Origin of the sequence: Nocardia sp. NPDC050710, assembly GCF_040654375.1 — a bacterium.
In the GTDB taxonomy this organism is placed as follows: Bacteria; Actinomycetota; Actinomycetes; order Mycobacteriales; family Mycobacteriaceae; genus Nocardia.
Map to the genome: position 1 here is coordinate 93,858 of NZ_JBFAHV010000021.1, position 19,151 is coordinate 113,008.

The 19,151-nt window shown below is 65.2% G+C and carries 17 protein-coding genes and 1 pseudogene; 6 read left to right on the forward strand and 12 right to left on the reverse strand.

The window, feature by feature from the left end:
• Window positions 1–2 precede the first annotated feature (2 nt).
• Window positions 3–272, reverse strand: coding sequence for a hypothetical protein (locus tag AB0H61_RS29165; RefSeq protein WP_357310657.1), 270 nt, complete (start codon window positions 270–272; stop codon window positions 3–5).
• Between the two features lie 1,037 nt (window positions 273–1,309).
• Between AB0H61_RS29165 and AB0H61_RS29170 the strand changes: the two are divergent.
• Window positions 1,310–2,110 (forward strand): annotated as a pseudogene (locus AB0H61_RS29170) (serine/threonine-protein kinase); the annotation flags it as partial.
• 624 nt (window positions 2,111–2,734) lie between these two features.
• Window positions 2,735–3,013, forward strand: coding sequence for a hypothetical protein (locus AB0H61_RS29175; protein WP_357310659.1), 279 nt, complete (start codon window positions 2,735–2,737; stop codon window positions 3,011–3,013).
• Between the two features lie 15 nt (window positions 3,014–3,028).
• On the opposite strand, the gene AB0H61_RS29180 is transcribed toward AB0H61_RS29175, so the two are convergent.
• On the reverse strand, window positions 3,029–4,552 hold the full coding sequence (locus AB0H61_RS29180; RefSeq protein ID WP_357310661.1) for a GMC oxidoreductase: 1,524 nt from the start codon (window positions 4,550–4,552) through the stop codon (window positions 3,029–3,031).
• Between the two features lie 802 nt (window positions 4,553–5,354).
• Between AB0H61_RS29180 and AB0H61_RS29185 the strand changes: the two genes are divergently transcribed.
• Window positions 5,355–6,314, forward strand: a complete 960-nt coding sequence (locus tag AB0H61_RS29185; protein ID WP_357310663.1) for a helix-turn-helix domain-containing protein — start codon at window positions 5,355–5,357, stop codon at window positions 6,312–6,314.
• 142 nt (window positions 6,315–6,456) lie between these two features.
• Here the strand turns inward: AB0H61_RS29185 and AB0H61_RS29190 are convergent, their stop codons facing one another.
• From AB0H61_RS29190 to AB0H61_RS29210, 5 genes are all read right to left on the reverse strand, one after another.
• Entirely contained in the window at window positions 6,457–7,203 is a 747-nt protein-coding gene (locus AB0H61_RS29190) for an MBL fold metallo-hydrolase (protein WP_357310665.1), read from the reverse strand.
• Between the two features lie 111 nt (window positions 7,204–7,314).
• On the reverse strand, window positions 7,315–8,469 hold the full coding sequence (locus AB0H61_RS29195) for an alanine racemase (RefSeq protein ID WP_357310667.1): 1,155 nt from the start codon (window positions 8,467–8,469) through the stop codon (window positions 7,315–7,317).
• Entirely contained in the window at window positions 8,466–8,921 is a 456-nt protein-coding gene (locus AB0H61_RS29200) for a hypothetical protein (protein ID WP_357310669.1), read from the reverse strand. The genes AB0H61_RS29195 and AB0H61_RS29200 overlap by 4 nt, the downstream gene beginning before the upstream one ends.
• Before the next feature lie 165 nt (window positions 8,922–9,086).
• Entirely contained in the window at window positions 9,087–10,493 is a 1,407-nt protein-coding gene (locus AB0H61_RS29205; protein ID WP_357310671.1) for an MFS transporter, read from the reverse strand.
• Window positions 10,494–10,983: 490 nt separating this feature from the next.
• Entirely contained in the window at window positions 10,984–11,652 is a 669-nt protein-coding gene (locus AB0H61_RS29210) for a TetR/AcrR family transcriptional regulator (protein ID WP_357310673.1), read from the reverse strand.
• Between AB0H61_RS29210 and AB0H61_RS29215 the strand changes: the two genes are divergently transcribed.
• Window positions 11,633–12,610 carry an NAD-dependent epimerase/dehydratase family protein gene (locus tag AB0H61_RS29215; RefSeq protein ID WP_357310675.1) on the forward strand — a complete coding sequence of 326 codons (978 nt, stop codon included), beginning with the start codon at window positions 11,633–11,635 and terminating at the stop codon, window positions 12,608–12,610. The two genes, AB0H61_RS29210 and AB0H61_RS29215, sit on opposite strands and share 20 nt — an antisense overlap.
• A 624-nt stretch (window positions 12,611–13,234) precedes the next feature.
• Window positions 13,235–13,966 carry an alpha/beta hydrolase gene (locus AB0H61_RS29220; protein WP_357310677.1) on the forward strand — a complete coding sequence of 244 codons (732 nt, stop codon included), beginning with the start codon at window positions 13,235–13,237 and terminating at the stop codon, window positions 13,964–13,966.
• Between the two features lie 557 nt (window positions 13,967–14,523).
• Here the strand turns inward: AB0H61_RS29220 and AB0H61_RS29225 are convergent.
• Window positions 14,524–15,009 carry a hypothetical protein gene (locus AB0H61_RS29225; RefSeq protein ID WP_357310679.1) on the reverse strand — a complete coding sequence of 162 codons (486 nt, stop codon included), beginning with the start codon at window positions 15,007–15,009 and terminating at the stop codon, window positions 14,524–14,526.
• Window positions 15,010–16,097: 1,088 nt separating this feature from the next.
• On the opposite strand from AB0H61_RS29225, the gene AB0H61_RS29230 reads away from it, so the two are divergent.
• Window positions 16,098–16,538, forward strand: coding sequence for a hypothetical protein (locus AB0H61_RS29230; RefSeq protein ID WP_357310680.1), 441 nt, complete (start codon window positions 16,098–16,100; stop codon window positions 16,536–16,538).
• A gap of 25 nt (window positions 16,539–16,563) precedes the next feature.
• Here the strand turns inward: AB0H61_RS29230 and AB0H61_RS29235 are convergent, their stop codons facing one another.
• The 4 genes from AB0H61_RS29235 to AB0H61_RS29250 form a co-directional block, all read right to left on the reverse strand.
• On the reverse strand, window positions 16,564–16,878 hold the full coding sequence (locus tag AB0H61_RS29235) for a hypothetical protein (RefSeq protein WP_357310682.1): 315 nt from the start codon (window positions 16,876–16,878) through the stop codon (window positions 16,564–16,566).
• 97 nt (window positions 16,879–16,975) lie between these two features.
• Window positions 16,976–17,449 (reverse strand): hypothetical protein, encoded by a 474-nt coding sequence (locus AB0H61_RS29240; protein ID WP_357310684.1) that lies wholly within the window; start codon window positions 17,447–17,449, stop codon window positions 16,976–16,978.
• Window positions 17,412–17,717, reverse strand: a complete 306-nt coding sequence (locus tag AB0H61_RS29245; protein WP_357310686.1) for a hypothetical protein — start codon at window positions 17,715–17,717, stop codon at window positions 17,412–17,414. Before AB0H61_RS29245 ends, AB0H61_RS29240 begins: the two co-directional genes overlap by 38 nt.
• A gap of 121 nt (window positions 17,718–17,838) precedes the next feature.
• Window positions 17,839–19,071: an alpha/beta fold hydrolase gene (locus AB0H61_RS29250; RefSeq protein ID WP_357310688.1), complete on the reverse strand. Its 1,233-nt coding sequence runs from the start codon at window positions 19,069–19,071 to the stop codon at window positions 17,839–17,841.
• Window positions 19,072–19,151 lie beyond the last annotated feature (80 nt).

Below are 19,151 nucleotides of genomic sequence, written 5' to 3' on the forward strand. Positions count from 1 at the left end.
CCTCAGTGTTCGTGGACGACGACGCCTCGAATGTTCTTCCCGCTCAGCAGATCGTCGTAGCCAAGGTTGATCTGATCGAGGGTGTAGGTGCGTGTGAGCAGTTCATCCAGCTTGAATTTCCCGGCCATGTACAGATCGAGGATTCGTGGAATGTCGTAGGTCGGGTTGCAGTCGCCGAACAGTGAACCTTTCACGGTCTTCTTGAACAGGGTCATGATCGATCCAGGCAGATCGATCGTCGGTTCCATCAACTTGTTCAGACCGGTCACCACGACCACACCGTCCTTGCCGACCGCGTCGAAGACGTCGAAGACGATCTGCTTGGTGACCAGATCCGGCGTGAGTGATCACCGCCGAATCGGCGCCCTGCTCGTGCGTCATCGCTGTCATGGCCTCCAGGGCTTCGCCCGCGTCGGCGAACACAGCGGTCGCGCCGAGCTCCAGCGCCTTTGCCCGCCATTGCCGCAGCAAGACCGGCGGTGCGACGCTATATGTGTGACCGACGAATTCGGGTCCACTGCCTTCGGTGGACTTGGGAGCATCATCGCCGCACTGGTTTGGTAAGCCCCGCCCGAAACTACGAGCATCGGTACATGCGGATCGGGAAGGCGGCGATACTCTGCGAATCTACGTGTATGCGGTCAACGTAGGCGGTGCAGCGGTAACCATCGACTACCTCTCTGCTTGGGTAGAAGGGAGCGGGAAGATCAAACGCTTCAGGTTCAGCTCAGGTCCACACATCCCGCACCGCGTGGAACGTTACGACTCCGCAGAATGGGTAGAGACCTTCCAGCTGAGAGAACCATGGATGGCCGGTCGTATCAAGTGCTCAGCGCACGTGTCCGGTGGCGGCCAAGCCGCAGGCGGATCATACAAAGTGCGCGCCCGCTAATGGCATTGCCGGACTCTCGGAGGCTCGGACTCCGATCGGTCGCATTGTCCCTCCTCGAGCTGCGCGATCGCGGCTGCGACATCGGCAACCCAGCGACTTCGTCGCCGATCGGGGCTTATTCGGACTGCGGTGAGTACATCGTGGACGACGGGCACCGAATGGGTTGAACGCCAGCTGCATCGGCTGTGCGTGCCTTGCCCACACGGCGGTCGTCCGAACCGATCGATCGGAGCGGGGCCCTTATGCCGATGACGCTATCTCGCAGTAGGGTCCACCGCCGCTTCCATCATCGGCCGTCCGGCGTCCTGACGCCGTACTCGGTGCGGTGCCGGATAATTTCCGGCGAAGTCCGCGAGCATTGTTGCGACAGGGATGATTCGGGCAGAGATCCGGGCTCAAATGTGGTAGTCGTACAGGGTGGATGGGACTCCATTCGGGCGGTACCGGCTGCTCGAGTTGCTCGGTGCGGGTGGAATGGGGCAGGTCTATCGGGCCTACGACACCGAGACCGATCGGGTGGTGGCGCTCAAAGTGCTGGCGCAACATCTGGCGCACGACCCCAGATATCGCGAGCGGTTCCGGCGGGAGGCGCACGCTGCGGCGCGGTTGAGCGAACCGCATGTCATCCCGATCCACAACTACGGTGACATTGACGGGCGCCTCTATCTGGACATGCGGCTGGTCGAGGGTCGCGACATCGGCGCACTGCTCGGCACCGGGCCGATAGCGAAAGACACTGCGGTGGAGTACATCCGGCAGATCGGCTCGGCCCTCGATGCAGCGCATCGAGCCGGGCTCGTGCACCGCGATGTGAAGCCCTCGAACATCCTCGTCACCGCGGGCGATTTCGCGTACCTCATCGATTTCGGGATCGCCGTCGGCAGCGGCGACTCCAGCTTGACCACCACCGGCGCGGCAATCGGCAGTTTCGCCTACACCGCACCGGAACGGCTCCTGCACGGCGCCTGCGACGCCCGCTCGGATGTGTACTCTCTGACTTGTGTTCTGTACCAATGCTTGACGGGCTCCCAACCATTCCCCGGTGACAGCGTCGAGCAGCAGATCACCGCACACTTGAACGCGCCACCACCACGACCGTCCGCATCGGCAGCGGTGCCTGCCACATTCGACGCGGTCATCGAGCGGGGAATGGCGAAGAACCCGGACAACCGTTATCGCACGGCCGGAGACCTGGCCACGGCGGCGCGAGCCGCGCTCCACACCACGCCCACAGCAACACCCGCACCGTCCCGGCTGGCCACGACTCGAATCAATCCGGCCTCGCAACCACGAACCCGGAACCGGTCCGGATCGACATCGATCCTCGTCCTCGTCGTCGTGGCCGCTATCGCCTGGTGGGTGATCAGCAATCGTACGCACCACGACTCACCCCCCACGAGCCCAACGTCGGTCACCTGCGTCACCGCGGCACCGACATCGGCGAGGATCCCGGGCGTCCCTACCGCACCGCCGCTGGGCTCACCATCCGGTTCGTGCGCGCGCTGAGCTTCCGCTGCGATCGCCACGGACACTCGAACCTCAACGCCGCGCCGTCGACACCTGCTTCGATGAGCTCGCCATCCGCTACCTGGCCACCATCCGCGTTGCCGCCACCAACCAATGGCTACGAAACGAGTGCCACAGACCCTGGGTCTGATTCAGCTGCCGCTGCCGCCATTGGATCCGCCACCGAGACCACCGCGCTCCGTTGTGGTCGGGGGTTTGGTCACTGTCGGCTGCGGGAGCGTCGTCGGCGGTGTCGACTGAGTGGTCCGCAGCGCGGTCGTGGCCACCGGCGCTGGCGGCTTAGGCGCTTTCCGGGGTTCGGCGGACCCGCATCCCGTGGCGATCAGCGATGCGGCCACCGTAGCCGGCAGCGCATACGCCACTCGCCGCGACATTCGCCGTTGGCCGACACCGAAATTCCCCGATGAACTGCCGCGCACAGACTTCCCCCTGGTTGCCGATCGAGCGCAAATCTTAACAGCAGCCGAGGCGCGACCGACCATGGCCGCACAGGCGGAGCGGATCCGCACCTGGCTGGACGAGAGCCTGGCGCCGACCAAGGTCCTTGTCGGCCTCGTCGCCAATACGGCCTGGCTGGGGGGCGACGAGGCCTGACATTCGACGCCGAGGTTACAGATCGCCGGAGACGATGTTCGCGATATTGCGTTCCGCCAGAGCTGTAATGGTGACGAATGGATTGACGCTGGTATTGCCCGGGATCAGCGAGCCGTCGATGACGTACAGCCCGGTGTAGCCGGGGAGTCGACCGTAATTGTCGGTCGCCTCATTGAGCACGCAACCACCCAGCGGGTGATAGGTGAAGTCGTCGCCCCAGGTCTTGTAGACGCCGAAGAGGTCGGTCCGGTAGATCGTCCCCTCCTTCTTGTTGATCTTGTCGAATATGCGCTTGGCGGCATCGATGGCGTACTGGTTCTGTGAGGTCTGCCAGCTCAGATCGACCTTGCCGGTACCGGAGTCGAAGGTGAACTGTCCGCGATTGGGGTTCTTGGTGATCGCCAGGTATAGGCTGACGTAGGTCTCCAGCCCCGCCGGGAAAGGCGCGACCTCGGCGAAGGCCGGGCCGCCCGCATCGGCCCAGTTGTCGATACCCAGGCACGGCATGCTGGATTGCAGTACGCCGGTGCCGTCCCACATGTGATTGGCGCGGCCCACCATCACATTGCCGTTATTGCCCCACTTCTTGCCGACGGCGTCGGGCAGGTCCGGCAGTTTGCCCTGCGCCTTCATGGCCACCAGCAGCTTCGAGGTGCCGACACTACCCGCCGCGAAGAATACCTTCTGCGCCACAACGGCTTTGGTCGCCACGGTAGCACCGCTGGTATTGATCTCGTTCATCTCCACCCGATAGCCGCCCTCCGCGGGCGATACGGCGGTGACGGTATGCATAGGCGTGATCCGCACCTTGCCGGTCCCGGTGGCCGCGGCCAGATAGGTCTTGTCCAGCGACCGCTTGCCATGGTTGTTGCCGTAGATGACCTCACCGGCCAGCGCCGACCGGGTGACCTGATCGGCCTGCTCCTTCTTCATGTACTCGAAGTCGTAGACATTCGGCACGAAGGTCCAGCCGAAGCCGGAGCGTTCCGCATGTTTGCGCCCCACGCGCGCGAATTGGTAGCACTCCGCGCTCTCGAACCAGGTCTGGTCGATATTGTTCACGCCGAGACCGGTATTGGCGCGTGGGTAGTAGATGTTGTACATCTCATCGTTGTTCACCGAGGGCAGGATGGCCGCGAAGTTCTCCCGCTTGGGCGTCACCGCCATACCGCCATTGACCAACGAGCCACCGCCGACGCCCCGGCCCTGGTAGACGCGAATCCCACTGAACCGCTCGGAATCCAGGACACCCGTGTACCTTTCGATGTCCTTGTTGTAGCTGCTGCCCGCGAAGTAGCCGACCGGCTGATCGGTGCGGTCGCGCAGCCAGTAGGACCGCCCATCGGGTTTCAGTACGGGACAGAAGATCCTGCCGTCGGAGCCGGGCGTCGTCCACGACATGCCCATCTCCACCACGGTCACCTCGACGCCCGCCTGCGCAAGCCGCAGCGCGGCAACCGATCCCCCGTATCCGCTTCCGATGACGAGCGCGGCAACCTTCTCCCCATCCGCCAGCGGCGCCGCGGTCGCCCGCGCCATGGACCTCCCCACCAGCGCGGCGGCAACAGTGCAACCTGTTGCAGCTAGAAAACCGCGCCTGCTCACCTCCCGGCCGGACCGACTACCAACAGGCATTTCATGAGAACGAGCACGCAACGTAGGCTCCTCATCGGGTCTTGGATTGGAACCTGTTATAGATGTGTGAAACGCGGCTGCGCGGGACTTTCCGGACAAGTCGGAAAACTTTCGATTTCGGGCCGAACGGAGAAGTGTGAACAGAATGTTCACCGCCAGCGCGCCTCGACGCCGAGGTGTTCCGACCGGATGCGCTGCAGCCTGCATCCACCGATAACCGACTCCTGCAAACGGTGGAACGATTCACGAGGTCCCGTCGATATTGGGCTCAACGAGCTGAGTACGGGGTGCGCCCGGCCTCTCTCAACAACGAATGCGCCCACCCGACATGGACGTGGACCTGCACACGGTCCAGCTGAATCGAGCACGCGATCTTGCGTGTCAAGCGACAACGGTGGGCACTACCGACGTGCCCGCCATCGCGAGCCGGATCCCGTACGTCAGAGGCGATAGCCCGCTTGCGAGTGCCCGCAGGCACCTCCTGGGTGCAGAAGTTCACTACCTTCGAGAAACTGCTGTCCGGGCCCTGCTTTCCGCTCGTCGGCGGCAGCGACTCCCGGCGCATGCTCTACCTGGGACAAGTCGGGCGGTACTTTCCACGCCGAGAATTCGCCTGGGACGCACGGAACCACCGCCCCCGCTATCCCAAAAGTCACCACCTTTCGTGCATGGCTGATCGAGCAAAATGAATGCCTACAATCGCAATATGCTGTCCATGGATGTCCTGGTGCTCCAAGGGGCCAGCCCTATCGGTGTGGCGACGACACTCGACTTGGTCGAAGGATTCGCACGCAGCCACAACTCCACCGGCTCACCACAGGTCGACGTGCGGGTCGTCGGCGGGGACATCGGCACGCTCACATTGCGCGGCGGGATGTCGGTGCCCGCGATCCCCTTGGCCGAGACGGGTCCGGCCCGGCCGTGGGTGGTCATCCCAGGCATCGGAAACTCCGCAGCGGCGGAAATCGAGCGCCGCCTCGCGGAGACCGACGTGCGGGCGGCTGTCCAGTGGCTGGCAAGTGCCTCCGAGTCCAGAGTCGCCGCGTCGTGCACCGGCACCTTCGTCGCGGCGGAGGCGGGCTGTCTGGCCGGGCGAACCGTGACGACGACCTGGTGGCTGGCAGGATTGTTCGCCCGCCGCTACCCCGACTGCCGTGTCGACGCCGACCAGATGCTGATCAAGGACGGTCCGGTACTGACCGCAGGTGCCGTGATGGGGCATCTCGACCTGCTGTTCGCCATCATCGACGAGGTTTTCGGCGCCGAGATCGCGCAATCGGTCGCCGCGCGAGCCGCCGCGTCACCGCGCGCGTCGCAAGCCCCGTTCCGGCGCAGCGCCGTCTACCGAGAGATCGACCCCGACTTGGTCGTGATAGAGCGTTATGTGCTCGATCGGCTCGATTCTCCTGTCCGCCTTGCCGATCTGGCTGAGGCCACCCATCTCTCGACTAGGACATTGGCCCGGCGGGTTCAGGCTGCAACAGGTCTGTCGCCGATCCAGTTCGCCCAGCGGATCAAGGTAGAGTCCGCCCTCGAGCTATTGCGCGATCCGTGGCGCAGTGTCGCCGATATCGCCCAATCCGTGGGCTTGGCCGACGCTTCGACGCTCAACCGGTTGATTCGCCGCACCACCGGACGAAGCCCCGGATCGTTCCGAGCGGGATAAGCGGAAAGTGTTGTCCAGCAAGGCGTGTGAGCCGATCGACCCCGAGGCGTGGGCGCTCGACGACACCGGTTCCCGAAAAACGGTGATGCCTCACTGTGCGTGGCGCGGCCGTATTCGGGCACCCTCGGCTACTAGCCCAGCGTCACTCTCGCAGCCTTTCCCATACCGGCTCGGCGTGCACGGGCCGACCGTGCCCGGGCAGCAGATGCGCAACAGGAAGTCCCTGCAGGCGCGCCGCCGTAGCGCGTGCCTTTTCGGTATCGACGACTTCCGGAGTGTGCCAGGCACGTCCGCGAGCCGACACGACCGCGTCTCCGGAGATCAGCGTTCGCGTTGTCTCGTTCCAGAAGGCGATGCTGTCATCGGTGTGTCCTGACGTGCTCAGTACCGTCCAGGCTGGCGCTCCAGGCAGCGACTGGCCGTCGATGAGCCCCCATTCGGGTCGAGGACCAAACCAGCGCATGCCGCCCGATAGACCGAACCCGGCCATGTGAGTTCCGCGCAGCAAACCGACCGCACCGCGGACATCGAAGGGCTGGTCGGGCAGTACCGGCCAGATGGAGGCCACCTTTGCAGGTGTCGGAGTGCGGGGAGGCTCGCCGCCCAGATATGCCAGCGCCGGTGCCGGTAAGTGGATCGGTGCGCCGTGGCGTTGGGCCAACTGCGGTGCGCCCGCGACGTGATCACTGTGAGCATGGGTGGCGACGACGGCTTGCAGCGATCCAGGCAAATCACGAAGGATCGGCGCCAGATCGTCGTCGATGCCGGGCAGTCCGGCGTCGACAACGACCGGGCCCCCATCGCCCTGGTGGATGATGTAGCAGTTGAAGATCCACCGCGACACCCTGGTGATTCCGAGGTCGCGCATCGGTTCGACGATGAGGCTCACAGCATCTGCTCCTTGAATATCGGGGGTGCGTTCAGCCATCCCATGACGATGTGGTTACCCAGGCGCTGCTGCCCGCGTTCTCGACGTCGGAAAGGAGCACTTCCGGTGCCGCTATTGGGATCGCCCGCGCGCCTGTATCGGCCAGAGGTCGACAAGGGTGTCTCCCTCGACCACGTGCAGGATGTCGTAGCGGTCGATGGTGGGGTCACAGTGCGGTGGTATGAACTCCACGTGAGTCCCGAGGGCGGGTCTGTCGGGGTCATCGGTCAACAGAAGTCCCTGTTCGTCGCCGTACCAGAGGTATGCGCCGATGTCGCTGCCGGGTGTACCTGCGTCGGTGGCGAAGGCTTTCAAGCCAGCGTCGACAGTCAGCCAGTGCTGCGTCGCACCGGTGACGGTGGCAGCGACGAATAGCGCTTGCTCCAGACTGTGGACCCAGGAGCCGTCTATTCGGTGGTACTGGGCGTCCATGACGGCGTACGAGCCCGGCTGCAGCTCGGTCAAAACGCCGAGGGCGATGTCGGCTTCGAAGGTTCCGGTACCTCCGCCGGTGCGGATGGTCGTGTCGTGGCCGTGGCGGTCGAGCAGTTCGATCGCGGCGGTGAGCCGCCGCATCCCCTCGGCGACCGCGGCGTGGCGGTCGGCGGGGTCACCGATGTGCTGCCAGTGGCCGCCGTATCCCTGGACGCCGCGCATGGTCAGCTGTGGCGCGGCGGCAATGGCTGTCGCCACACGCAGCGCGGCGTCCGGATCCGGGACACCCGTACGGCCCAAACCCACATCGACATCGACCAGCACGTCAATGGGAGTGCTGGCCATAGCCGCCAGCGCTGCGACCCCAGCGGGGTGGTCGACTGTGACGGTGACCGACGCGCCCGCGACCGCCAAGTCGGCCGCACGCGCCGCCACCGACCTCCCCACAATCGGGGAGGTCACCAAGATGTTGTCGATTCCGGCGTCGAAGAGGGCTTCGGCTTCGCCGAGTTTGGCCACGCAGACGCCGACCGCGCCCGCAGCAAGTTGCAGGCGGGCGAGGTCTGCACACTTATGGGTCTTGGCGTGCGGACGCAGCGTGACACCGGTGTCGCGGCAGGTCTCGGCCGCTCGCGCGAGATTGCCGTTCAGCGCGGTGAGGTCGATGATCGCGGCCGGGGTCGGGATGGCATGACGCGAGCCGGGTGTCGCGAGCAGATCCAGCGCCTGCCGGACGGCGGGCCACTCGGTCAGTGCGCCGAGCCGGGTACCCGGGTTCGTCTCTGTGCTCATCGGGCGGCGATTTCGCTCAGATGCTCGAAGCCGGCCGCAGCCGCCATCTCCGGCAGCCGGACGATCCTTCCGCCGCGCCCCCATCGGCCTTCCGGCACTTCATTGAAGGTCACCGAGGTGACCAGCCGCCTTGCGTCCAGACCGGTCGCGGTCTCACATGCGGCGCGTTCGAGATCAGCGGCGAACCTGTCACGGCGAACAGGGTCGAGAACTCCCTCGCTGGCGGTGAATTCCACGAGCACCAGTGCAACCATCTGGTCGGCGGGGAGTCCGCCGCAATAGATGCGACCGGTCCGGATTTCGTCATGGACGGCCAACGAGCGCAGCCGCGCTTCGGGAGTGTCGGGGATGGATTCGGCGCGCCAGCTCGCTTCGGTGAGCCGCGCCACCAGCGCGTCGATGGCGGCGGCGGTGAAAGCTCCCGCCGAGGTACGGATGTGCAGAAGAGGCATGCGACCCACGTTAGAAACCGTTCCCGCCGCACAGAAGTGGCAAGTTCGCCAATAAATTGACTCTTCTCGCCACAGACTTTGGGATTGATCCGCCGCACGTGCGCCACCGTCCGAATGACGAACGCCTGATACTCCTGACTCTCGGCCTGACGATCCTCGACGAAGTCACGGTGTCGATCGACCTGTCCGACTACCACTCTTGATAGACGCCACCACACCCAGCGCAGCGAGGACCGCGAACGCCGCGAACAACCAGCGTGCGGGCGTCGCTCCCCCTGCATCGGTCGCGTTGACCACCACACCGGCCAGGCCCGCGCCGAAGGCGCCGCAGATCAGCTGAACGGTGTTGATCGCCGCGGCGGCGCGGCCACCTTCACCGGGGTCGTCGACGCAACCCATCGCCCACGCCGAAAGGTGCGGCCACGCCATACCGATGCCGACGCCGGTGATCAGCAGTGCCACCACCCAGATGGCGATGACCCCCACCGACGCGTCGTCGACCTGGCTGACCGCCGCCAACATGAGGCCACCCGACATGACCAGTGGTGCGACAGCGACGGTCCGCACGATCGCGCGCTGGCTCGTCACCGATGCACTCACGATCTCACCGATCGTCCAACCGATGGCCAGCGCCACCCCGAGGAAGCCCGCCGCCACCGGCACCAGATGCGCGAGCCGCTGACCGAAGTAGGGCACGTACATGTCGACCATCGTGGCGGCCATGAGCATGCCGAGCGTGAGGTAGATCCACTTCAGTGGGCCGGGCCGAAATGCCGTGGGCGGTAACACGGCCGCCGTCGCTCGGCGATCGACGACGATGAACGCGCCGACAAGGCTTGCCCCGATGACGAGCAGTGCCGCTGTCCAGCCGATATTGCGCGGGATGCCTGCGACGCTGATCGCCAACGCCGCGAACCCAAGAAGGAGCAACGACCACACCGGGATTCGGTCCCGTGTCCGGGGTGGCTCACGCGTGCGCGCGGGCAGAGCGAACGGCACCAGCGCTGTGATGATTGCGGTCAGGACCACCAGCGCACCGAAAGCCCAACGCCACGAACCGAACTGCGCGAACAAACCTCCCGCCGCCGGGCCCAGCAGCGTACCGACTCCCCACATCGCCGAGACGAGCGCAGAGGCCTTCGTCCACAAGGACTGCGGGAGAGCCGAATTGATGACCGCATAACCGAGACCCGCGATCATGCCGCCCGCCGCGCCCTGCACTGTCCGTCCCGCCAACAGGAACTCCATCGTTGGCGCCACCGCACACATCAGGCTGCCGAGACCGAATACGGTCAGCCCCGCCAGATACGACCACCGGGGGCCGAGTCGGGCCAGAGTCGCACTCACCGTGGTGGCCGCAATGACGGACGCAACCAGATACACGGTGGTCACCCAGGCGTAGAGGCGCTGGCCGCCGATTTCGGCAACGGCGCTCGGCAGCAGACTGATCGTCAGAAATTCGTTGGTGGCGTATAGCGCAACGCCACCGGCCAGCACCGTGGACGCCCCGAGGTTCTTCGGGCCCAGCAGCTCCCGCCAGGTGCCGCTGGTAGTCGTGGCTGTATCCGTCACGCAACTCACGCTACGAGCTCAACCTTCATTGAGGTCAAGCATCGCGTCGCTTCAGGCCCGCGGCATCCATGCCGCGCAGTTCCTTCTTGCTCGTCGCAGAGATCGCCCCCACCGCGAGATTCATCGCCCAAAGACTGCGCCTCCCCTCCTTCACCGCGATCCGCGTCGACAAGCTGCCGCCCGAAAACGGTCTGCCCGAGCCTGCTGGCGAGGACGCCGATCCACGCTGAACCCCTCACCGCCACCCCACGCGTGTGCCGGGCATCTCGGTGCTCACCCGGCGGCCGAAGGTGTCGGCGGGGCTGTTTTTCGGCGGCTGTTGGACCGCCGTGGTGCTCGGATGGCCGGAGTCGGCCGCTACCGGGGCGGCGGTTGTCCCGGGTGGGAACGCGCAGGTGCTTGGTCTCGGCGAGTACCTGCAGCGCGCCGGTGCGCGTTCCTTGTCGACGTTGCTCGCTGCCACGATTCCGGTGTACATCCACGCCGGACTTCAAGCGCCACTTATGCGATCGGGAAAGAGCGGCAGAATCTGCGCCAGGATCAACTCGCAAGGAGTGAGGGACTGCTGGGCGCGCGCCAGTATCATGGCGCCCTCGAGCGCGCCGAGAAGGAGCATGGACAGGCCGCTGGCATCCTCGGATGTAACCCCGTAGTACGTCAGGCCTTCCCCCAAGGACGCTAGAAGCAGGCGGTAGGCCTCGCGGCAAGCGGCGGCGAGCGCGTCGGACCCGGGCACCGAATCGAGTGTCACGGTGGTGATCGGCAGACCCTCGCTGAAACCGGTCTCCTGCAGGTGATGGGAGAAGTGCTCGGCCATCGAGGCGACCCATGTCCGTGCGGTGGGACTGGACAAGCGGGTGGCTTCGATGAAGCTCACCGAGTCCGCCGCCGCGATACGCACAGCCTCGACCGCGATCTCTTCCTTCCCGCCCGGGAACAGGTAATAGACCGATCCCTTGGGTGCGCCGGATTCCTCGATGATCTGCGCTAATCCGGTCCCCTGGTACCCCTGGCGGCACAGTAGCCGGTGTGCGCTGTCGAGGATTTTCTGACGGGAATCGGATTTGGGCCTGGCCATAAGGTAAGTATAGTGATCGGTATAGCTATATTGATTGTTATAGTTTGGAAGGAAGTGCAATGTGGCTACCGTCTTCGTCACCGGCGGCTCGGGGTTCGTCGGCGGCCGGCTGATCACCCGTTTGATCGCCGACGGGCACACTGTGCGCGCGCTGGTCCGCAGCGATGCCGCAGCTCAGAAGGTCCAAGGCCTCGGCGCCATCCCAGCACGTGCGAACCTCGCAGACCCCGAGGGTTTGCGCGCCGCCGCCGCAGGGGCCGAGCTGGCTTTCCACGCGGCCGCACGCACCAGCGTCGACGGCAGCCGCCAGCAGTTTCAGACCGACAACGTCACCGGCACCGCCAATGTGGTGCATGCCGCCCGTGAAGCCGGGGTGAGCCGATTCATCCATGTCGGAACCGAAGCGGCCCTCATGAACGGCCAGCCATTGGTCAACGTGAACGAAACTGCACCACTGAGACCGGACTCGCGAGCCTATTACTCCGCATCCAAGGCGGCCGCCGAACAGCTTGTGCTCGAGGCCAACGGAATCCGGATGGAAACCGTCGTACTGCGGCCGCGCTTCGTTTGGGGCGCAGGAGACACAACGCTGCTGCCCGAGTTGATCAGCATGGTCAACGCGGGCCGCTTCGCGTGGCTCGGCGGTGGCCGGCACCTCACCGACGCGACCCACGTCGACAACGCGGTGGAGGGACTGATACTCGCGGCCGAGCGCGGCCACCCGGGTCAGGCGTACTTTGTGACCGACGGCTCGCCGGTCGTCTTCCGCGAGTTCCTCACCGAACTGCTTGCCACCCAGGACGTCGCCGCTCCAGACCGTTCCCTGCCCTACAGGATCGCCCACCTCGTTGCGGCGGTCGGCGAGACCCTGTGGCGGACACTGCATCTCGAGGGTGCACCCCCGCTGGACTACATGAGCGTCTGGCTCTCCGGCCGCGAGTGCACCATCGACATCACCAAGGCACGCACGGAACTTGGCTACAAGCCGATCAAGACACCACAGCAGGGACTTGCCGAACTGCGTTCCCAGGCAGGTTGACATTCAGCCCATGCTGCGATTGCGCGCACCGGCGCGAGCGCGGACCTGGGGTCGCCGGTTCCGGGGGAACCTGGATCGGCCGTCGATAAGCTTTGGGACCTGCCGGAGGTGGTTATCACCGTGACACCGCCAGCGGCGGACTGCCGACCCGAGTTGTCCTCCGGCCGTTGATCTGGTGAGGTCGATGTCGTCGAGGACGATATTGCGCAGCGGGGTCGGTCCGTGACGCTTTGTCAGCGGGAACTGATCCGCATTCGTGCGGTGGCAGGACAGAACCCGCCGAGTTCCAGGGAAATTCGGACTTCAACGAGGCTCGGGAAGGTGCGCTGGGGTCAGTTGTCCGGTCCAGATGAAGATGGCGATGCCCAGGTTTTATTGGCGAGGGTGAGGGATTCGCTGATGCCGTTAGGTGAGTGGCTCCGTGACATCCGGCCGCGGAGCCTCTGCAAAACCTGTTGGCGGACCACGGCGTCCACTGCTAGTTTTCTGGAGGCCGTGCGAGAGAACGAGGAGGTGGTACCCGTGAACACAGTTTCGACATGGGTGCTCCCCTCCGGGGTCACGGTCGGGCGATAGGTCGTCCGGGAGCGCCGTTCAACAGCACTCCCGAAAGAAGACACGACCATGCAATTCACTTCCGAACAGCGCCTCGACGACGGCGTCCTCGAACGCGCATTCACCCTCGGCGAGATCCCTGGCACCCTGTGGACGCCCGGATCCGCATCCGCACCGGCGCCGCTGATCCTGCTGGGCCACCCCGGCGGGCTGCACATGATGTACCCACGATTGGTGGCCCGCGCCCGGTACGCCGCGGCGGAGGGCTTCGCCGCGGCCACCATCGAGGGCCCTGGCAGCGGTGAGCGGCCCCGGTCCGCCGCCGCCGAGCAGGCCCGCGCGGACCTGCGCCGGGCGCTGGAGGCCGGCGAGCCGGTCGACGACGAGATCGTCGACCGGCTCGTCCTCCCGCTGGTCGAAAAGGCGGTCCCGGAATGGCGGGCCGCCTTGGACGCCCTTCTCGCGCTGCCAGAGATCGGCGGCCCGGTCGGGTACTCGGGCGGGGTGATCTCCTTGGGTACCCGGCTGGCGGTGGTCGAACCGCGCATCTCGGCCGCCGTTCTGTTCGCCGGGAGTTTCGTGCCCCGCAGCATGTTCGAGGAGGCCCGGCAGGTCACCATTCCGCTGCATGTCCTGCTGCAGTGGGACGACGAAGGAAACGACCGGCAAATGGCGCTGGACCTGTTCGACGCCTTCGGCTCCAAGGAGAAGACGTTGCACGCCAATATGGGCGGGCACACCGGCGTCCCGCAGTTCGCGGGCGACGAGGCGAACCGGTTCTTCGCCCGGCACCTGAAGTGAGGCCGGCTCGTCGGGCAGACAGCAGACGATCGGAACTGTGGGCCAGGATGCCGCTCATCGAGGACAGGCCCCGGCCCTCCTCGATGGCGGCGGCCAACAACCGCCCCGACCGCGGCGGTACCGGCTATCGGCGGTACCGGCCGGTCGAGGCGGCGCTCGGCCGCCAGCGCCCATCAGCTGGGCCGCACCGGCGCTCGGCGAACTGGTTCGCGATCAAGGACCGGCGCGGCATCGGCGACACCGTCCTGCACCACCGCGCTCCGCACCCCGTGCTCGTCCGGGAGCAGTCACCAGACATGCAGGAATCCGATGCGCGATCTGGCACAGCTAACGCACCGAGAAACGGATTCGGCACCCAGAAGTCGCCAACAAAACCTGGACGCTCGGCGCCAGGACTGTCGAGCATCTCCGGAAAAACTACGCGACAAGGGAATCCACTCGTTGCTCCGGGTAACGAAGTACGAGTTCCACCATGGTGCGTACACCATGCTGATCCTGCACGGTGACCGACCGCCGAGTGTGCCTTGTCCAGCGATCACTGGACAAGGCACCCGCGCTCAGCTCAGTGTGAATGTCGCCGTACCCGAGATCTGCTCCATCTCCCTGTCGTTCGAGTCCAGCGCGACGATCCGAGCCTCCACCCGGCCGACGCCCGGCGCCGTGCCGAAACCGACGATCACGCCGTCCACCGTGTCTTGGACGACACCGTTCACGACGCGGTGCCGCTGCCCGTCCGCGTACCCGGTATCCAGGTTCTTGAAGCGCACAGCGACCTTCCAGTCCGAGCAGCTGTCCCCGGTCTGGGTGACCTTCACCCGCACGCCGAACGTACCGGGCTTCTCCTGCCGCACGGTGACCGCGTCGATGATCGCGGAGCAGCTGGTCGGAACCAGGCGCGTCAAGGTCGGCGAGAACGGAAAGCCCGGGTCATGCGGAATGGCGGTAGATGGCCCTGCGAGCCCGACCACCCCGGCGGCGGTCACCGCTGCGATAACACCGGCACGGACCGAAAACTGTTGCAGCTGCACGCGATTGAGAGTCATGCCCGGTTTGTCGGGTCACCAGCAGCCGTTGTTACCACAGTAGTTGCGTTAGTGAAATCACTGTAACATTCGGAATAGATGATGTTGCTGATCTCATCGACCAGGACCGAAAGCCGTTACAGCTCTTTAGCTCTCAGCTTCACCGCTGATCCGGCGGCAACATCGACTGTTCCAGCCCGCCAAGATCCCGTCGCTGGACGAACTCACATCGCGATGAGTACGACCGCACTCGCTCTCAACGCAAGCCCCACGCACAGGGCGACGGGTGACACCCACTCTGGAGCGGGAACGCGACGCTTGCCCGGTCGGCGTCAAGACTGAAGTCCGACGTCGTGGGGCGATCTCGGTCCTTGCTGTGCTGGCATCTGCTGCCCGTAGGCCGATTGCGCGGGCACCGGCCGCCGGAAACCAAGTTGTGCGGACACCGGCTGCCGTGGCACGGATTTACCGTGTGGTGGAGGCCATTCGGTTCCAAGGCTGCGGTCCGATCTCCGCCATCGGCCGTCGCGGCACAGATTGGCCTGCCGCGGAGGGCACTTGATACGCGGGCTGCGGGCTCATCCGCTGTATCGGCTACGCAGGTGTCATCGGCCGGTCGTGCCTGCGGGCTGAGCTTCCCCGCACTACACGCGTGGGAACAGTCCTGGATATGCAAGTCAGCGTTGCGGCGGGTCGGCCCACCACGCTGAGTCGACCTCAGGAATGTCCGGTAGTGCCGATTACCGAGCCGATCGGCCGAGGGTGGCTTACAGGATCCGCATCTCCCATTGCTCACGAAAGGCGGCCTGTTCTTCGGCTGTAGCGACTCGCGAGATCGGAGCCGCATCGAAGATGTATCGGCGAGTGCCCCTTCCGGACACGACATCGACAAAGTCATGGACGAGCCGCTGCAGTGCCGAGCGATAGTGCCGATAGACCATCACTCCGCCACCCATCGAACTGCTCATACCCGAAGGCCAGCAGTCCGGCCTCGCGCCGACGTCGGTTGCGCGGGGCTCGGGCTCGTCACGACGTGACCCCGGGCGGAGGTCCCGCGTCCCGCTACGACTCGATTGCCGGAAAGTGTCGGGCGCGCTTAGGATCTCGGCATGTCGTATGCGCTGTATGCCTGGGGGAACTTCATCGACGAGGTCGGCCTGGACCGGGATCCGGGGTGGCTCGACCCGGCGCTGCTGCGCGGCGAGCGGGATGTGGTGAGCGACTTTCTGATGATCGGGGACACCGAGACGCTGCGGGTGGACGGGCCGGGGACGATCTTCGAGGTCGACGGGCAGCTGGTTGACGGGCGCGATCTGGTGGCGCGTGATCTGAGCAGCGCCGACTGGCGGGTGGAGCAGATCCTGGTGCGGACGAACGGGACCAGGGAGGACGCACTGCGGATCATGGCGGTGGTCGAGGAGGACGGCGACTATGCGATCGACGATGCGCCGGATGAGAATCCGATCGGCCTCGGCGAGGTCGTGACCACCTGGGCGGACCAGCACGGTCAGTGGGATCTAGCCCTCATCCGCCTCGGCGTCGCGGAGTGAGGATCTCCGCAGGGACGGCGGGAGTTCAGTAGGCGTCTATCTTCGAGAATGTCGGTTGATACGCGGAACTCCGTATTGCCTTCTCGGTCCTCCATTCGTATTCCAGCGTGACCACCGCCACCTGCGCACCAGATTGGTCGAGCTCACTGCGCAGCACTTCGCAGTCCACCCTCACCGACACCGGACAGGTGGCCTCGGTGGCCAAGTCGTCGTCGGCCTCGAACATCACGATCTTCTCGATCAGTGTGACCGTCCTCCCATCGACCAACGGAAACTGAATCTCGACCACGGGCGGACAGCCGTCATGCCATCGGGTTACCTTGGCCCTCAACGCTTTCACAGCCTGATGCTCTCACGAAATCGAACCACCGCCCCGGCGCGCCGAATGCGATGTGATGCCGCGAGGCACGCTGCCTCAATGCGCTCGGTCCGTGCTGTTACGTCGTAGGGCTACTCAGGCCGAGGACGGCCACTTCGGGGTTGCGGCCATCGAGCCGATCGTTCCAAACCTCGACGGTCAACTCCGCGGGCGAGTTGATTTCCAGCACATGCCACATCACCTCGGTGGCACGGCTCGCGGCCTGCTCACAGGCCGATCTGCTGGTCGGAAGTTCGCAGTGCCAGTTCATCCCTGTCGACGGGACTGGTGCCTGCCATCCTGCGGCCGCCAACAATCGCTCCTGCTCGGGGGTCATCGACCCACTGATCGAACAGAAACAGCCCTGCAGGAACTGGAGGCACTGATTCGCGCCGGCGGCCAAGGTGACGACCGCGCCATCGGGCATCCCGGTCAACACCGTGGCCAGCCGCGAGGTGAACTCCGCCCAGTTCACCGGCGCCGGGGCGGGCACCGCGGCGGCAGCCGAGGCTTCTTCAGCTTCCTGGTCGGGATAGCCCCATTCGAACGACACCGTGGCGCCCGGCACCAACTCGGCTATCCTGACACTGCAGACGCTCTTCGAAGCTCTCACACCAGGAATAGAAGCGGCTGAAGCCCACCGGCGCCGGCGAGCTGACTCGCACATCGACGGTTCCGTCGTTGTTGTCGTTTCGCGCCAGCAGGACCTCATGCTGAAGTCGCTCGTCCCGCACCACTTGCTCGAACAAAGCCGACACCACATCTGCCTGTGCGGGAACCAAACCATAGACCGTGAAACAAAGAGCGATGCTCGTCGACATGGACGGACCCTACAGTCGACCGCCGAGTTCGCTTCGTCGGCGGTCGCTTCAAGACGGGTCCCGCTCGATGCGGTCGGCGACGTGGCACGCTCGTAAAGGCTTGCGCGGTGGGCTCTTTTGCTCAGCTCAACTGTTCGAGCAGCCAGGGGATCATGACCTCCCAGGCGGCTGGGATGTAGTCGGCCTGGCAGTGGGCGGAACCCGGTCGGCCCGACTCGACGATGTGCAGGAGCTTCGGCGCCGAGATCGCGTCGTACAGTTTGCTTGCCTGCTCGACCGGTACCAGCACGTCGTCGGCGCCGTGGATGATGAGAATCGGGTTCCGGATCAGGTGAGCCACCGGGATCATGCTGAACCGGCGCGAATCGACGAAGGCCTTGCCGAAGTCTCCGCCGCCGAACACCCACGCGCCGTACTCGGCGAGGAATCGTTTGGTCTCCAGATTGCCACCGCTGGTGAGGATTTCGGACTCATCCCAGATCGCACCCCAGACCACGGTCGCCCGCAACCGCGGCTCGAAGGCGGCCGATCTTGCGGCGTAGTAGCCGCCCAGGCTGATGCCGATCAGGCCGATCCGATCAGAGTCGATGCCAGGTCGACCTTCCAGATAGTCGACGGCGGCCTTGGTCGCTACCTCGTAGTCATAGCGAGACTGGATACCGCGCAACCGAATCGATGCGCCATTGCCGGGCCCGTCGACGATCAGAACCGCGATGCCATTGCGTGCCAGTTCCTTTCCAGCCCACAGGTAGAGCTCCTCGCCGACGCTGTCGAGACCGCCGAAAAACACCACACCAGGATGCGCACCGTCCGCGTTCGCGGGGTGAACGTAATAGGCGTCCAGGTAGGTACCCTCGTAGGGAACCCGAACCTGCTCCACCGCATAGCCTTTCACTGCCATCGCGAAGGCTTGACGCATCTCCTGGTACATCGCGATCTTCGCGGGCAAGGAGGTGCCGAGCGGGGAGATGAAGAACTCCGCCGTCCGCAGATAGTTGGCGGCGCGCAGCGCGATCGTGCGCGCGTCCAACCGACCGTCCGCCGCGACGTCCGCTGCCCGCTGGGCTAGGCCGCGGCCCAACGCCGAGAACTCGCGAACCCAGGCCTCGGCGCTCGGGGATGGTCCGATCGCGCGGACCGCGGCACTTACCTCCTCCGCATCGGCGCCACCGAGCGGGGCCTCGCCGAGTAGTCGGCGCAGTTGGAATTCGAAGAACGGGCGGTCCGGCCAGCCCTGAACGGGTGTTGCCAGCGCGGGCGCCGCCGATGGCACGGCGGCGAGGGTCAGGACGCCGACGGCAGTGGTCGCACTCGCCAGGAATCGGCGTCTGTCGAGGGCGGTCCGTGAATGCATCACGAGGAACTCCTTCATCCACTTAAAGCGGATAGATATGCGTTAAGAGATTTTGAAGCCGTGCGGATCTGATGTCAAGC